The 15957-nt window shown below is 46.8% G+C and carries 17 protein-coding genes; 5 read left to right on the top strand and 12 right to left on the bottom strand.

Features of this window, described 5'->3' with window-relative positions; all coding sequences use genetic code 11:
* Positions 1-4 precede the first annotated feature (4 nt).
* Both DS731_RS12540 and DS731_RS12535 read right to left on the bottom strand, forming a co-directional pair.
* Positions 5-211 carry a hypothetical protein gene (locus tag DS731_RS12540; RefSeq protein WP_119501646.1) on the bottom strand — a complete coding sequence of 69 codons (207 nt, stop codon included), beginning with the start codon at positions 209-211 and terminating at the stop codon, positions 5-7.
* A gap of 11 nt (positions 212-222) precedes the next feature.
* Positions 223-435, bottom strand: a complete 213-nt coding sequence (locus DS731_RS12535) for a hypothetical protein (RefSeq protein ID WP_119501645.1) — start codon at positions 433-435, stop codon at positions 223-225.
* A gap of 91 nt (positions 436-526) precedes the next feature.
* Between DS731_RS12535 and DS731_RS12530 the strand changes: the two genes are divergently transcribed.
* Positions 527-718: a DUF3950 domain-containing protein gene (locus DS731_RS12530; RefSeq protein WP_119501644.1), complete on the top strand. Its 192-nt coding sequence runs from the start codon at positions 527-529 to the stop codon at positions 716-718.
* Here DS731_RS12530 and DS731_RS12525 read toward each other — a convergent pair.
* From DS731_RS12525 to DS731_RS12485, 9 genes are all read right to left on the bottom strand, one after another.
* A complete protein-coding gene (locus DS731_RS12525) occupies positions 715-1506 on the bottom strand; it encodes an ATP-binding protein (RefSeq protein ID WP_119501643.1) in 792 nt (263 codons plus the stop codon). The genes DS731_RS12530 and DS731_RS12525 overlap by 4 nt on opposite strands.
* On the bottom strand, positions 1506-2258 hold the full coding sequence (locus tag DS731_RS12520) for a helix-turn-helix domain-containing protein (RefSeq protein ID WP_119501642.1): 753 nt from the start codon (positions 2256-2258) through the stop codon (positions 1506-1508). Before DS731_RS12520 ends, DS731_RS12525 begins: the two co-directional genes overlap by 1 nt.
* A gap of 27 nt (positions 2259-2285) precedes the next feature.
* Complete coding sequence (locus tag DS731_RS12515; protein ID WP_119501641.1) at positions 2286-2660, bottom strand: hypothetical protein; 375 nt, start codon at positions 2658-2660, stop codon at positions 2286-2288.
* A gap of 1 nt (position 2661) precedes the next feature.
* Complete coding sequence (locus DS731_RS12510; protein ID WP_119501640.1) at positions 2662-2934, bottom strand: hypothetical protein; 273 nt, start codon at positions 2932-2934, stop codon at positions 2662-2664.
* Positions 2934-3164 carry a hypothetical protein gene (locus DS731_RS12505; RefSeq protein ID WP_119501639.1) on the bottom strand — a complete coding sequence of 77 codons (231 nt, stop codon included), beginning with the start codon at positions 3162-3164 and terminating at the stop codon, positions 2934-2936. Before DS731_RS12505 ends, DS731_RS12510 begins: the two co-directional genes overlap by 1 nt.
* Positions 3165-3260: 96 nt before the next feature.
* Complete coding sequence (locus DS731_RS12500; RefSeq protein ID WP_119501638.1) at positions 3261-4058, bottom strand: hypothetical protein; 798 nt, start codon at positions 4056-4058, stop codon at positions 3261-3263.
* Positions 4055-5428, bottom strand: coding sequence for a tyrosine-type recombinase/integrase (locus DS731_RS12495; protein ID WP_119501637.1), 1374 nt, complete (start codon positions 5426-5428; stop codon positions 4055-4057). The genes DS731_RS12500 and DS731_RS12495 overlap by 4 nt, the downstream gene beginning before the upstream one ends.
* A gap of 256 nt (positions 5429-5684) precedes the next feature.
* Positions 5685-5984: a type II toxin-antitoxin system RelE/ParE family toxin gene (locus tag DS731_RS12490; protein WP_119501636.1), complete on the bottom strand. Its 300-nt coding sequence runs from the start codon at positions 5982-5984 to the stop codon at positions 5685-5687.
* Complete coding sequence (locus DS731_RS12485; protein ID WP_119503415.1) at positions 5971-6222, bottom strand: type II toxin-antitoxin system ParD family antitoxin; 252 nt, start codon at positions 6220-6222, stop codon at positions 5971-5973. Before DS731_RS12485 ends, DS731_RS12490 begins: the two co-directional genes overlap by 14 nt.
* Positions 6223-6454: 232 nt before the next feature.
* On the opposite strand from DS731_RS12485, the gene DS731_RS12480 reads away from it, so the two are divergent.
* The 3 genes from DS731_RS12480 to DS731_RS12470 all read left to right on the top strand — a co-directional run bounded on the left by DS731_RS12480 (position 6455) and on the right by DS731_RS12470 (position 11968).
* The gene (locus tag DS731_RS12480) at positions 6455-9613 is read left to right on the top strand and encodes an efflux RND transporter permease subunit (RefSeq protein ID WP_232373360.1); all 3159 of its coding nucleotides are present in this window, start codon (positions 6455-6457) and stop codon (positions 9611-9613) included.
* A gap of 38 nt (positions 9614-9651) precedes the next feature.
* Positions 9652-10782: an efflux RND transporter periplasmic adaptor subunit gene (locus DS731_RS12475; RefSeq protein ID WP_161599151.1), complete on the top strand. Its 1131-nt coding sequence runs from the start codon at positions 9652-9654 to the stop codon at positions 10780-10782.
* 103 nt (positions 10783-10885) lie between these two features.
* A complete protein-coding gene (locus tag DS731_RS12470; RefSeq protein ID WP_119501633.1) occupies positions 10886-11968 on the top strand; it encodes a GDSL-type esterase/lipase family protein in 1083 nt (360 codons plus the stop codon).
* Positions 11969-11993: 25 nt separating this feature from the next.
* On the opposite strand, the gene DS731_RS12465 is transcribed toward DS731_RS12470, so the two are convergent.
* Entirely contained in the window at positions 11994-13193 is a 1200-nt protein-coding gene (locus DS731_RS12465; RefSeq protein ID WP_150154283.1) for a helix-turn-helix domain-containing protein, read from the bottom strand.
* Between the two features lie 303 nt (positions 13194-13496).
* On the opposite strand from DS731_RS12465, the gene DS731_RS12460 reads away from it, so the two are divergent.
* On the top strand, positions 13497-15947 hold the full coding sequence (locus tag DS731_RS12460) for a glycoside hydrolase family 95 protein (RefSeq protein WP_150154281.1): 2451 nt from the start codon (positions 13497-13499) through the stop codon (positions 15945-15947).
* Positions 15948-15957 lie beyond the last annotated feature (10 nt).

The following is a 15957-nucleotide window of genomic DNA, read 5'->3' as shown; positions in this document are numbered from 1 at the left end:
GCAATCAGTTGGTGTTCAACTGGCTGCTCTCCACTATGATCTGAGAAAGAATTGCATCAATAACGCTTAAATTTTCCGTTGGTATATTAGAAGCACGCTCATCCAAATACAGACGGAGGCCCCTGGCTAATTCCTCAACTGACCGCAAACCGATATCTCTGATATCAGGCTCTTGAACTTCAGTTAATGATTTAACGGCTACAGGTTGCATAATGAATCCCCTTATTCAGTTTCTAAAGCGTGGTCAGCATCAGCTGCTTCACGAAGAATATCTTCAATTGCCCATAACGCACTAGACATGTCTTTATCCGTCAAAGCATCCGGTGACTTTGATGCCTCTCCCAAAATAGCAACAAGGCCCAATGCTTTCGCAATACTGGCTGAACGCTTGTCTGCCAGGTCCAACTTGCTTGTACTAGATGTTGCATTGTTCATTTCTAAAATCCTTCTCGTTTGTCAGTTTCTAATTTGTTGTGTAAAGTGGTGCGCACCAGACATTTTTTAAACTACATTGGTGCGCACCAACATGCAAGAGAAAAAAACAAAAAATAAATGGGGTGATGATCGCCCAGGTTCCACAAAAAAATTCATCCGGTTTCCAGATGACATGATTGAGCAAATCGACCATGCCAGGAACTGTACTGATAGTGGGAAGCCGGACAGCTTTTCAGAGTGGGTTAAAGATGCCTGCAGAATGAAATTAGGGCAAAGCAACTAAGCCGCGCCCCGGTAACTGTGCCAGTTGAAAGCAAGTGTGCCGCCACCTTGCTTTAATCTGTCAACAGAGCGTTCACTGATCAGGCTGGCAACCTCAGATTCATTCAGGTTCGATATTGCTATGGTCGGCAACATTTCACGGTAACGAGCGTCTATTATCCCGAAAATAATGTTTCTCTCGTTATCCGTTCCTGACTGAACGCCTATTTCGTCAATGATAAGCAAGTCGCATTGCTCATAGGCATCTAGAACATCTCTTTCCGTCAACTTCTCTTCAATTCCCCACGTTGAACAGCGGCGGGTAATTGTGCCTGACCATGTGGCGCGAATATCGCCGATTATCTCTGCCAGTGTCACATATCGGGCATGAAAGCCGCTTTCAACTACTGTCCGGCCTATTGAACAGGCAAGGTGCGTTTTGCCTGTTCCGACTGAGCCTAGCAGTAATAAGCTAGTGCCTTGCTCTCTATGCTTTTCAAAGGTGCTTGCATAGTCTCTGCAAATATTCAGACACGCTGATTGCTGTTTGCTTCCCACCTGGTAGTTATCGAATCTAGCCGTGTTGAAGCGCTTCGGGATAGCCAGCGTGCTAAGCCTGCTTTTCAGGGCTTGTTCCTTGCGCTCCTGTGCCTCTATGCGCCTTTCTTCTTCCAGCTGCTTTTTGTGCCTAGCTTCTAAGCAAATAGGGCACTCAGCTTTACACCAAGGGGTTCCATCAGGCCTTAGATGAACATCAACTTCCATTTCACCATGAGTTGCGCATGTGACTTTTTGTTTTTTGTATCGCATTAGAAATTCACCTTTGTTTCGCCATAATCTTTATTTGCAAAGTTTTCAGGTCTGGCCTTCGTTGCTCTTTTGGGTTTGCTGGTGCCATATCTTTTTTGCTGATCCCTCATGCGGTTCTTCCAGGTCAATTGCCAGTTTTTCTTTTTGCCGCCTTCTGATTTCCAGTATTCAATAAACTCCTCTGTCTCTTCCTGTATATCCAAGGTGAACCCTTTTTCTGCAAACCAACTTTTCATTTCATCAGTTACAGTAAAATCATCAGGTATGGAGTGATTCTTTATGACAGGTTCCTTGACAGGTTCCTTGACAGGTTTAATGACAGGTTTAATGACAGGTTTAATGACAGGTTTAATGACAGGTTTAATGACAGGTTCGTTTCCTGAATTCGGGAATCTGGAATTCCGGTTATCGGATTCTGAGATTCCGGTTACCGGAGTATGGGATTCCGCTCTTAGGATTCTGGGAATTTCTGCAGTTAGCTTTTCAACGCAAATCAAATACTGATTTGAGGACTGTGTCCTCTTCTTTTTTATGAATCCAAGTTCCTGCAGGGCCTTCAGCGCATTATTAACGGCATCATTTCCCATACCTGAAAATTGCTTTAAACGCTTGTGAGAAGGGAAGCAAGAGCCACCATCGCTGTTCGCATGTTCACACAATAAGGTGAGAATCAATTTAAGCGATTGAACAGATGATCCTGCTGGTTTAGGAATCTGTGTATGAAGCGCCCTTATAACTAATTCAACGCACATAATGCCCCCTCAAGTAGCCCCGAAGGGCTACGCTGCATCCTGGGTAATTGGTGCTAAACCACGCTTAGAACGATAGTAATTAAGCAGGTTAGTAGCCTTCTCAATCTGATTGTTATCAGCCAGCCAATAGCGGCTGAAAGCTTTCTGCCTGTAGTGAACAATGGTTTCCTTATCTGGTAGCCGGTTAATCTGCAGGCCATGCTGTTGCTGTAGGGTGCTTATCGACGTATGAAGACATGACTCATGATAGGCAGTGTATGCCTCTGGTTGTGTGATACCTTTTTGGCCTCGCTGAATAAGCAGAGCCAAACAAAGTTCTTTCTTGATTGGTGGTTTGATTGCGGTATTATCTGAAGTGCTCATTTCAGTGTTGCCGCTCTTAGGGGTGGCTTCATTTTTCATGTTATTGCTCCCGTTCTGCCATCTGGTTTTCTGCTTCAATAAGTTGCTCGAAGTTCTCAGCTATAAATAGCCGTAAAGCCGTTAGACGCTGTTCAGAGTTTTCCAGCTCCTGAGTAAGTAATTTGTAGTTGGCTGCTTCTGCTTTTATGTGATTTAAAGCATCTTCATGGTTCTTCTCTGCGACCATTTTCAGATCATTAGGTGATAGGCCGGCGCCAAAAATTTCAAAACGCTTTCTCGCATTGCGGATAAAGTTTGGGATAACGTTCTCCATCACATACCCTCCTTTCCATCTGTGTCTAAGGCGTCTAGCCATTCTTGTATGTCTTTTAATCGGTAACGTACGGCCTTAGCAAACTTGATGTGTTTCGGAGCGGGCACCCCAAGAAGTGAACCAGTGCTTCTTGAAATTCTTAAAGTAATAGGGGCAATATTTAAAGCAGTAGCTGCCTCATTGTTGCTTAGTAAAAGCTTTAACTCGGTATTTGTATCGTTTGGTGTCATTTTTGTATCTCCTGCGTTTTGACGGTTTAAGTAAACCAAAAACTTCAAACGATAGGAGAGGGACAAAATTTAATTAAATGGTGGGTTTTGTCCCATCTATGTCACTGGATTGTATGCCTGGAAGATTAGTTTGTTGTATTTTTCGTTTTCCTGGAGCCGGTCAGATCTTGAGTATCTCTTTAACTTCGTTCGCACATTTTCTGTGTCGAAATCCAAATCGAATGCTATGCCGGCACTCAGTGCTACAAGCTCATGCCTAGGCTTCTCACCAGTTGTGACTAGGAAGTCCGAAATGCTTCTCACGAAATAGGTTACGTTAGAATCATCAGCATTTACTTTGGAAACGCTCACATGTTCTCGTTCAGAATAGCTTTTGAGCAATTCAGCTAAGTCTGATAAGAAGTGTTCCAGAGTTGGCGCATGAAAGCCTAGAGTTTCTATTTTTCGGTCATGTGGCAGCTCAGCTTCAAGTAATTTTGTGTTTTGCCTTCTGGCCGCTTCAGCGTAATAAACTTCATGATTAAAAAGTTTCAGTGTCTCGTGATTTAACGGAGTAACTGCAATCTTTTTTGCTAGAGTTTTGCTGAGCGTGGCTAACTCGTTCAAATGCGAATTTCGCTCATCTGGTGTTTTTTGGCTCCAGTGGTCTAGCCCGGTGTATCCAATCTCAATTTGTTGCAAAAACAGCTTCCAACCAAAATTTGGGTGAACAAAGTTACCTGTTGTCACGAACGCTTCAGCTAACCGCCAAAATTTCTCTGTAAGAGGATTTTGGCTTGTAAATTTCCTCCACAAATCAGGATAGATTATTTGCGGCTTATCTAAATAATCCATCAGGTCGTAACTATGATTGGTTAAGGACCAGTTCAGAACTTCGGGAATTTTAAAGCTCATAATGCGGCCTCTTGAAAGTCTGCTGAAATCGAATCCAGCGCTTCAGCTGCGTGATGTGGCGAAAGGTGGCCGTAATGCTCTTCAATCATCTTTGTGGACTTGTGACCGGCTAGCCTGGCAACAGTAAAAAGCGGGGTGCCGTTAGATACAAGCTTGCTGATGTAGTGATGCCTTAATGAATAAAAGTCCAGCTTTGCTTCTACTTCGCCAAGTCGCAAGACATTAGCCCAAGGCTTTTCGTGTGCGTCCTTAGACAAAGCGTTGCCAGTTACCGGAGAAGGAAATACTAGGGCGTTTTCTGCGTTTGGCCGGATCTGCTCTTTCCATGCAAGCATTACATTTACGATTCCTTCGTTAAGAGGTATATCCAATTTGGCTGGGCTTTTGTGATGGCGTGTCTTGTTTGGCACTTTCACAAGCCGTTTGAATTGAAGGTTAAGCTGGTGCCATTGAAGAGAATAAAGATCACCGGGTCTCATTCCGGTGTATGCCGCAAGCCTGAAGAACGGGAAGAACCAGTTTGGATATGCTACATCTTTAAAAGAGGGTAGGTGAGACTTGCCGTGATTACGGCTATTCTCTCTTCCGTCGATAAGCTGCTGCTTGTAAACCTCTAAGCCCCGGTTAAGACCTTTTATCTCTGATTCGGTCAGCATTCTTCGCTTGACCGACTCTTTATTGTGAAGGGCCTCTTTCTCTGAAGCACTCATTTCTATAAGGCTAACTTCTGCCAAAGGGAAAGCGTCGATCACTTTATTTTTGTAGGCGTGGCGTAGCATTGTCTTAAATGCTGAGTAAGCCCGGCTAACAGTTTCGTAAGACCGCGGCTGAACTTCCTTGGTTTGTTTGTCAATTCGGCTATTTGTGTAATCTTCCTGCCATTGGTGAATGTCGACCTTGGAAATTTCATTCATAGGTTTATCAAGAAAGCTGGTGAAAGCTCTTTTGATAATATCTAGTGTGTGCTTGCCGCCGTTCTCTTTAGTAGCCTGGTGTCGCGTGTATGGCCCATTCAGATAAGTTCCAACTAATCTACTGTCACGGCTAGAATCTTCTTCTACAAATGCTTTTTTCCGAGCATCAATTTCCTGTTTAGGGTCGAAGCCTTTGTTAAGTTCATTTCGGTAATTCAGTGCTTCCTGCGTGGCACTAATACGATCAGTAGTGCCATCAACATATTTTCCTAAACTGAGTTTTCTAACCTTGCCAGAAAAGTCTGTATAGCGAATGCGCCAGGTACCGCCCCTTTGTGTTTTCCTTAGATGGAATCCCTTGATCTTCTCACAGCTGAGTTCTGCGTCTTTAACTGCTGAACTTATGAATTTGGCAGCGGATGTTTTAGAGATTGAGGTGTCACTAGTTTTCGCCATATCGCTAACTTTTCCAAAAGTGGGAACGAAGTGGGAACATTATGGATGAATAACTAAATACAATCAAATACTACCTAAAACATGTAGAGGTCTAAGGTTAATATTTAAGTTGTTGTTTTTGTTGGTTTTGTGGTTTCCCTATGTTTTTAGTTGTTTATATGGTTAATCATTGAAATAACCTTGACATGGTAGAGGTCCCCTGTTCGAGTCAGGGTAGACGCACCAAATATCCAGGCACCAACTTTAAATTCAATTTCTACTGTCCATCTAGATTATCCCGGATATTTTGTCGCCTCAGCACAGCCATAATTTCAACTGTATCATTTCCGGCAATGCGGTAATAGATGGTTTCACTAGCAATAACCGACTTACGGTAGCCTTGTCTTATATTCGTCGCCTTCGGATACCGGTAGGGATGTGTTGCAATTTGCTCTATGCGTTCAAACAAGGCTTTGTAGTAAGCATCGGCTCTGGCTTCACCAAATCGCTGAAATCCGTATAAATATATGCCCCGGATATCCTTTTCTGCTTTATTTGAAATCTTATAATTTGTCATTCCGTTGTAATGTTTGTTTTATCTCTTTGAGAAGACTATCGCGATCCAACTCACTGAAACCGCTTTTTTCAGCTTCAATGAGATGCTCCCGAACGGTCTGCTGATAATTTTTCTTTGCTTCCAATGTACGCAAAGCATCTCTGACAACCTCACTGGCTGACGCATATCTGCCACTTTTTACTTCTTCCTTAATGAATAATTCCCAATGTTTACCCAACGTTAAACTTGTATTTGCCATCAGAATTCCCGTTATGCATTCATTTATATTCAATATGAATATAAATGAATGCTCGACCGCGAACAACAGGTTAATGCTAAATGAATCAGGGAATATACCAACCGTACCCCGGTAGAGTTTCCGTAAAGCTAGCCATTCATTAATTACCTTCATAAGTACATGCAGATTTACCCTACTAATCATGAATTGTGCTCACTGATAAAGTGTCATTATTCACATTGAGTGGCTGGATATGATGCTTGCACTGGTTAGAATTGCCTTAAGTAAACCCTACACCTTCGTGGTGCTGGCGTTACTTATTCTTATTTTGGGGCCGTTGTCGGCCATGCGGACGCCGACGGATATTTTTCCGAATGTGGATATTCCGGTGATTGCGGTTGCCTGGCAGTGGCGGGGCTTGCCGCCTGATGAAATGGCCGGCCGTATTACTACGCCTTTCGAGCGGGCGCTGAACAGTATTGTGAATGATGTGGAGCATATTGAAGCCACGTCGTACACGGGATTCGGCATTGTTAAGATATTCTTCCACGATACTGTGGATATCAACATGGCCAACGCTCAGGTGACAGGCGTGGCGCAAACGTTGCTGCGCCAGATGCCACAGGGCACCGCGCCGCCCCTGATCATGAACTACAATGCCTCTACTGTACCGGTGCTTCAGCTTGCGTTATCGGGTAAAGGACTCACAGAACAGCAACTGGCCGATCTGGGCATGAATCAGCTCCGCTCACGGCTGGTTACCGTTCAGGGCGCATCAATTCCCTGGCCCTTTGGCGGGAAGTCGCGGCAAATTCAGATAGATCTAGACCCGGACGCACTTCGCGCAAGAGGGCTTTCAGGTCAGGATGTGGCCAATGCTCTGGCCGATCAGAACGTGATCATTCCTGCCGGCACGCAAAAAATTGGCGAATATGAATACGCCATTCAAATCAATAACGCGCCTGCCACCATCGAAGAGATTGGTGATTTACCCATTCGTACCATTAATGACACCATTGTTTACATCCGCGACGTTGCCCATGTTTATGACGGCAGTGCGGTACAAACGAATATCGTGCATGTGGACGGCGGACGCTCGGTATTAATGAGCATATTTAAATCCGGTAATACCTCAACGCTGGATGTGATCAATGGCATTAAGCAGCGTATCGAAGAAGTCAAAGATGCGTTGCCTGAAGCGTTAGAAGTTAAGCAAATTGGCGATCAGTCAATGTTCGTGCTTAATGCTGTGCATGGCGTAGTGGTGGAAGGCGTGATTGCGGCGCTGTTGACCAGTTTGATGATTTTGCTTTTCCTCGGTAGCTGGCGCTCTACACTGATTGTGACGTTGTCCATTCCGCTGTCGATTCTCGGTGCGATTCTGGTGATGTCCTTACTGGGTCACACCCTGAATATCATGACATTAGGAGGACTGGCACTTGCCGTAGGGATCCTGGTTGATGAGGCCACAGTGACCATTGAAAGCATTAATTACCACCTGGAACAGGGCAAGCCGGTAGAAAAAGCCATTTTAGACGGTGCAGGGCAGATAGCTGTGCCGGCGTTTGTTTCACTGTTGTGTATCTGCGTGGTTTTTGTACCTATGTACTTCCTGGAAGGGGTACCACGGTATCTGTTTGTGCCGATGGCAGAAGCGGTGATGTTGTCCATGCTGTTTTCTTTCCTGCTGTCGCGCACGCTGGTGCCTACGCTGGCAAAGTACATGTTAAAGCCACACGATGATGCCAATTTGTCGTCTTCATTTTTTGCCAGGTTTCAACAAGGTTTCGAGCGGGGTTTTCACCGGTTCAGGCACCGCTATCAGTCTGCACTGCACCGTGCACTCGTAAGCAGAAAACGGTTCATTACCTTGTTCATGCTCGCCGTCATGCTGTCGTTTGCGTTGTTGCCTTTCATCGGCCGTAATTTCTTTCCTGATGTGGACAGCGGACAAATAGCCCTGCACGCAAGAGGCCCGGTGGGTATGCGGGTAGAAGAAACCGCTGCAAGGTTTGCTGAGATCCAGGATGTGATCAGAGAAGTGATTCCGCCTGAAGAGCTGGCGGCCATGGTTGATAACGTGGGTACCTATATTTCCAGTATGAATACCATTTACGCCAATACCGGCATGATTGGTTCTTCAGACGGCGATATCAATATTTCGCTGACACAGGAGCATGCGCCCACCGCGGAGTACATCAAAACACTCAGAGAAGTGTTGCCGGAACGCTTTCCTGATATGACGTTTTCATTTTTACCCGCTGACATCGTCAGCCAGATCCTCAATTTTGGTGCACCGTCACCCATTGATATTCAGATACGGGGCAGGGATCTGAATGCCAGCTTCGACTTTGCAAACGATATGTTGAAAGATATCCGCGCTGTGCCCGGTGTTGTTGATGCCCGTATTCATCAGTCGCGGCAGGCACCGGCAATCAAGATAGATATTAACCGTGAACAGGCAGCGCTGTCCGGCATTACCCAGCGGGATATCAGTAATAGTCTGGTGGTGAACCTGGCCGGCTCTGCACAGGTCTCTCCCACATTCTGGTTGAACCCTGCCAACGGCGTGTCTTACCCCATTGTTATGCAAACACCTCAATATAAAGTTGATTCACTGGCTGAGCTGAACAATATTCCGGTTAACGGTAATGCCAGTGAGCCGTCAGTTCTTGGAGGCATGGCGACGTTCAGCCGCACGCAGTTGAACGGCGTGTTTACGGAGTACAATATCGAGCCCATGGTGCAAATTTTTGCTACCACACAGGGCCGGGATTTGGGTGCTGTAGCTGAAGATATTCAGCAAATCATCAACCGGTATGACGCTGAGAAGCCCCGTGGTGCAACGGTTGAGATGAAAGGGCAGGTAAGTACCATGCAAAGTGCCTATCAGGGCTTGCTTACCGGATTAATCGGTGCCATCGGACTGGTCTACTTCATTATTGTGATTAATTTTCAGTCCTGGCGGGACCCTTTCATTATCATCATGGCATTGCCTGCTGCTATCGCCGGCATTGTATGGATGCTATTTACCACGGGCACTACCTTCAGTGTACCGGCACTGACCGGCGCGATTATGTGTATGGGAGTGGCTACTGCGAACAGTGTGCTGGTCGTCAGTTTTGCCAGAGAGCGTCTGGCAGAAGTGAAAGATGCTACGCAGGCAGCTCTGGAAGCAGGGTTTGCAAGACTTCGCCCTGTACTAATGACAGCCCTTGCTATGATTGTGGGCATGCTGCCCATGGCGCTGGGCCTGGGGGAGGGCGGTGAACAGAATGCGCCGCTGGGCAGAGCCGTTATTGGCGGGCTGCTGTTTGCGACGGTTGCCACATTATTTTTTGTACCCGTTATCTTCAGTGTCTTACACCGCAACGATAACGACGAATCAATCAAACACACCGGGCAGAACTAAGCATGACCGGCACGAACAGACATACATCAGGAACGGTTATGGGAAAAATTGCATTTATTGGTCTACTGCTGTTAGCCGCCATTATTGTTGTAACGGGGATCATGAGCCGTCAGGCGAACAGTGAACAGGTCGCTGAATGGACGCAGGCGCGTTTGCTCCCGGCTGTTTCCGTGACGCAGCCGGTAACCGGCGAGGCAACACAGTCGTTAACCCTTGCCGGACGGCTCCAGGCGTTTAAACAGGCGTCTATCTACGCCCGTGTGGACGGTTATGTGAAAGAGTGGCATCACGATATCGGCGCGCTTGTAACAGAAGGCGAAGTGCTGGCAGAGCTCGATACACCAGAGCTGGATCAGCAGCTTATCCAGGCGCAGGCCGATGTAGACAGGTTCAGCGCTGATGTTGCTCTTGCCCGGTCAACGCTGGACAGATGGAAAAAGCTGGTGGCGACCAATGCCGTGACTGCTCAGGAACTGGAGCAGCGTGAAAACAGTTACCGCGCTGCACAGGCGCAGCTGGCATCAGCCAAAGCCAATGTTAACCGTTTACAGGTACAAAAGGATTTAGCCATGATCCCTGCGCCTTTTGACGGCGTCGTGGTGGCAAGAAATAAGGATATTGGCGATCTTATTAATGCCGGTTCGGATGACAGCGAGCCTTTATTCATGCTGGCGTCGACCCACCCGTTGCGCTTAAATGTTCAGGTGCCGCAAAAATTTGCCCGTCAAATCCAAAAAGGTACTCAGGCTGAGGTGTCAGTACCGGAAAGCCCGGGAAGCCGTTATGAGGCGGAAGTGGTGCGCTCAAATTCAGCGGTGGACCGCCATACCGGGACCATGCTGGTGCAGTTAATACTCGATAATCAGGATAACAGCTTATTGCCGGGGGGCTATGCCAGTGTCAATTTGCCATTATCAGCTAATGCAGCCATGCTCACCGTCCCCGTGAGTGCTTTAATTTTTAATGCCAACGGCTTGTCTGTGGCGACAGTGTCCGGTGCCGGCGACAATACCACTGTTTCACTAAAAGCCATTGAACCCGGCAGAGATTTGGGCCGCGATATTGAAATAGCCAGCGGGATAGATGCCACTGACCGGGTGATCACCAATCCACCTGATGGCATTGAAAATGGAGACGTGGTTCGCGTGGTAAACGGGCAGCAGAGTTAAAATAAGAAACTAAAACGGGATGTGAGTGGTTGTGTATGGTAAGTCGATGCGGGTAACGATAGTATTTCGGATTACTCAGACGCTAAGGGAATGACTTACAACAATGCGTTACTCACACCTTCTGTTTCTTTTTTTCATACTGTTTAACCCTGTACGGGCTTTCGCTGACCGTTTCGTCACTTCTGCAAATGATGGGTTTACTTACTCTGGCAGAGTGGCTTATACAGAGCAGGGTGCCTTTTTAAGCTGGCCGGGTAACAGTGTTACGTTTTCTTTCTCCGGCAATAAATTGGTACTGACGTTAGACGATCAAACCGGCAGGAATTATTACAACGTCATTTTTGATGGTCAGGACATTTCACCCTATGTCATTCATACGCAAAGGGGTCTGCATCAGTATGATCTGAGTCACATGGTCCGCAACGATACAACGCAGGTGACACTGTTCAAACGTACTGAAGGCGAAGAAGGCGGAACCTATTTTCAGGGCGTGACGCTGGCAGACGACGGGAAGCTGCTGGCAAAACCGGTGCCGCCGTCAAGACGCATCCTGTTTTATGGCGATTCGATTACCGTCGGCATGGGCAATGAAGCTGCCCATAATGACCCGGATAATAAGCCTTCTGAGAAAAATCACTATCTTTCCTATGCGGCTATCACGGCCCGGCATCTCGATGCGGAATTCCATTCAATTGCGAAAAGCGGTATCGGTTTTATGATCAGCTGGTTTGATTTTACGATGCCGGAATATTATGACCAGCTTACAGCGGAAAGTAACAACAACTCTTCATGGCATTTTGATGACTGGCAGCCGGATGTGGTGGTGGTGAATCTTGGCCAGAATGATCGCTGGCTGATTGAAAACGAAAAGCGTTTAAACGCCGGGCCTGAGGAGATCAAAAAATCCTATGAAGAATTCATCCGCACGTTGATGAAGCATCATCCTGATGCTGAGTTCGTGTGTGCTATCGGCAGTATGGATGCAACAAAAACCAGTGTGTGGCCGGATTACATTGCCAGTGCTGTTGATGCAATTAAAGCGTCACCTGATTCATCCGGAGACGGGCAAAGAGTCCATACCCTGATCTTTGATTTTACCGGTTACGGTGCTCATCCGCGTGTGGAACAGCACAGAGAAAATGCCGCGAAGCTGACGGATTATTTGAAAGAAATGATGAACTGGTAACGTATTTGCGATTACGCGAATTCGTTTATCCGGACGCAGTTTTGGCGTGGAAATGGTCACTTCCATGTTGGAACATGCCGGGGCTGCATCCGTATTCGTTTTTGAAAAGCTTATTGAAATAAGGCACGTTTTTATAACCTACCGAGTATGCGATTTCAGAGACGTTGGCATCCTTATTTTCCGTCAGCAGGCGTGCCGCTTCGTTCAGCCGCAACTTGTTTAAATAGGTTGAAAACGTGTACCCGCACTCACTTTTCAGAATGTCGTTAATTTTATTCCGGTTAATGCCTAACGCCCGGACAATAAACTCCAGATTTAGCCCCGGATTTGCGTACTCTTTGGCAAGGAATTTCAAAATGGCCGTTTTATCTTTGTCTCTGTGGCTTTCCAGTGAAAGGTGTTCGCAGTCAATTAACGGCCGGTCCTTCTGAAGTTTATTTTTCACTTCTTTCATCAGATATTTGCTGTGGGCTTTAAACAGCCATGCGACCAGCATTGCACCTGAGGCAAGTAAAATAGCAGCGCAAGTATATAAGTAAGACCAGTCTTTACCGTTAAACACAATTTCGCGGATACTGATGGTGGACTGCACATTCAGCGGACTCTGAATGGAACTGCCAAATGAAATTTTCTTTACTCTTGCCAGGCTGTATTCCTGCTCACTGAGCGCCTGATTATACCACTTGTACCACCATTCCGGTGTTTCCAGCCGGGTGATATCAATGTCGTAACGCTGCCACTCACTTTTACAGTGAAAATACCGGGTGGAAATACGATCAGACCTTGCATCATCAATTTTGCTGGCATTTTTATCGAGAGTGAATAAAGAGAAGGTCAGGGTACTTTCCGGTGAACATTTTGCCATAAACGACAAGGTATCAAACGCACTCAGGTCCACGAGACCAGGCTGTCCCTGACTGTTCAGAAACAGCATTTCGCCCATGGCAAAGGGATAGTCTTTCTGTTCGTTCAGTAACATGCTGAGTGTGTAACTGAACCCGTCATCGATAACCGAAATAGTGGATGCGCCACCTTCCTGCGAATCATCGTAAGTCAGGCTTTTCCACTTCAGTTTGTTTTCCTCAGCAGCGCGGGGAAGCAGAGACTCTTCGGGGAAAGACTGATGATATGCAATGGCTACCAGTATTACGGCGAAAATAGCGTATGCCGTTAACGAATAAATAACTTTTTTATGGTAGCCAAACATACTTTCCGTTGTAACCACGTGCCAGTCTGCAAATAGGGATAGGTTTATATAATCAAACTCACAACCATTCGTCAATGAGCGCAAGGGTGCGACATGTAAGAATATTTACATGCTAAACATAGTTATATTTTCTGCCACAATTTCTTCTATTTTTTGCACATTGCTAGCTTTTTTGCGTTTTCAGATATCTCCGGACCCGCATTCTCATTAGTTTTATCGTCATTAACAAAAAACAAACATCGTATCCCGATCGTGGTAACAACATGAAGGCGATACGTGTTCAAAGATAACTTTTATGTTTTGGGTTTACTGGCAAATAAAATGAAAAAAGCAAAAGCCTTTAAAGAAAAAGTAAACAATGGTCGTCTGCTTATCGCCGTTGCCATCGCTTTCTTTTTTGCGTCCGGTTCGCCGCTAAGCTACGGGCAGAATTCGCCGGTCAGCCCTCCGGATAAAACCGCTTTTAACCAACATGCAGTTCTTGTTTTTAATTCTCCCGGCGAAGATTGGGAGTCTGAGTCGCTTCCTTTGGGCAATGGTTTACTCGGCGCAACCATAGCCGGTGGCGTAACAGAAGATGTTATTCAGTTTAATGAAAAAACACTCTGGACAGGCGGCCCCGGCAAAAACGGTCCGTATCAATCCGGCTTACCTGACGATACATCCGGTTATGCTGAGCAGGTAGAAGCCGTAGTCAAAGAGATTGCGGAAAAAGGCTCGCTGTCACCTGAGTATGTGGCTGGCAAACTGGGTCATCAACAGCCGGACTATGGCAGCTATCAGAGCTTCGCTAATCTGGTGCTGTCGTTTCCTGACATGACGGGGGAAATTCACGATTACCATCGAAGCCTTGATTTGAGCACGGCTGTGGCGACAGTGAGTTATTCCGCAGACAAAATTGACTACAAAAGAGATTATTTTGTTACTTATCCCGACAACAGCATTGTCATCAGGCTGAAGGCATCTGAAAAAGGCGCGCTGAACGTATCCGGCAAGTTACGCTTTCCTGAAAATAGAACCTGGTCGGCAGAGGGGCGCGGTCAGGATTCGTTACTATACAGCGGAGCATTAACCGACAACGGCCTTGAATTTGCAGCCGGCATGCGTATTTTGCATGAGGGTGGCAACACAGATGTGAAAGACGCAGAATTCAGCGTAAGAAACGCTGACAGCGTGACCATTTTGCTTACCGCGGCTACCAATTATGCATTACGTCACCCGGATTACCGGCTGGGACATGCAAAAGATAAAGCCACCTCGCAACTCGCTCATCTTCGAAACTTCTCTTTTGATGAGCTTTTAACCCGCCACCTCAATGATTACCAGCCTTTATTTAACCGCGTCAAGCTGGACCTTGGTGATGGTGAAACCGGTGAACTGACCGCTGCGCTCAAAGCTTATCCTTCTAAAAATGAGTCGCAGAACCGCGCGCTGGAAAGTCTCTATTTTCACTATGGTCGCTATCTTTTAATTGCCTCATCCAGAGCGGGCTCGCTGCCGGCGAACCTGCAGGGAATATGGAATAAAGACATTCAGGCTCCCTGGAGTGCTGACTATCATCTGAATATCAATTTACAGATGAATTACTGGCTGGCTCACACCACAAACCTGCCCGAAACACTGCCGCCGCTTTTCGATTTTGTAGAGAACCTCACAATACCCGGACGGGAAGTCGCCGGAAGCTTATTTGGTTCAGCAGGTTGGGTGGTCTTCCTGAATACCAATCCCTGGGGCTCAACGGGGTTAATTGACTGGCCCACCGCATTCTGGCAACCGGAAGCGGCTGCATGGATAGCAAGACACTTCTATGAAGAAGTCGCATTCAATGCTGATGAAAGCTTCCTGAAAGAACGGGCCTGGCCGCTTCTCAAATTAACCAGTCAGTTCTGGCTGGACAACCTGGTTGAAAGCGCGGATTCAGACACGCTACTGATTTCCCCTTCTTATTCTCCGGAACACGGTGATTTTACGGCCGGTGCGTCTATGTCTCAGCAAATCGTCACGGATCTGTTTGCAAACACGCTAACACTTGCAGAGCAGGTTGGCGACGGGGAGTTTGCCGCTGCGTTAAAGAGCGCACTTGACAGGCTCGAACCCGGACTGCGGATTGGTAATTGGGGTCAGTTGCAGGAATGGCGTCAGGATATTGATGATAGGAAAAACCGCCACCGTCATATCTCCCACCTGTTTGCATTGCATCCGGGCAATCATATCTCGCCGGTTGATACACCGGTCTTATCGAAAGCCGCTGCGGTATCACTTAACGCAAGAGGCGATGGCGGCACAGGGTGGAGCCGTGCCTGGAAAATCAACTTTTGGGCCCGCCTGGCAGACGGAAACCGTGCCCATAAATTGCTCCGGGCACAATTGCGGGACAGCACGTTAAGTAATCTCTGGAGTTCTCATCCGCCTTTTCAGATCGACGGTAATTTTGGTGCAACGGCTGGTATTGCGGAAATGCTGCTGCAAAGTCACAGAGGTGAACTGCATTTGTTGCCAGCGCTGCCCGATGCGTGGGAGCACGGCAGGGTAACCGGCCTCAAGGCGCGGGGGAATCGTGAAGTCAGTATGGGATGGTCTGACGGGCGCCTTAATAAAGCGATTATTAAAACCTTCACAGACGGCGAAATCCGCATTCGTTGTGACAGTTTTGACGACAAGATTATAGTAACAGCTAACGGAAAACACGTTGCTTTTACTTCGCCTGAGCAGGGCGTCATTAGTTTCACCACCTCAGCGCAGCAGGAGTATGCCGTTTCTGCTGCTGAGTAACAACAATAGC

This window comes from Alteromonas sp. RKMC-009, assembly GCF_003584565.2.
Classification (GTDB): domain Bacteria; phylum Pseudomonadota; class Gammaproteobacteria; order Enterobacterales; family Alteromonadaceae; genus Alteromonas.
Note: the sequence above shows the minus strand (reverse complement) of the source record. Positions and strands in the feature narration are given on the sequence as shown.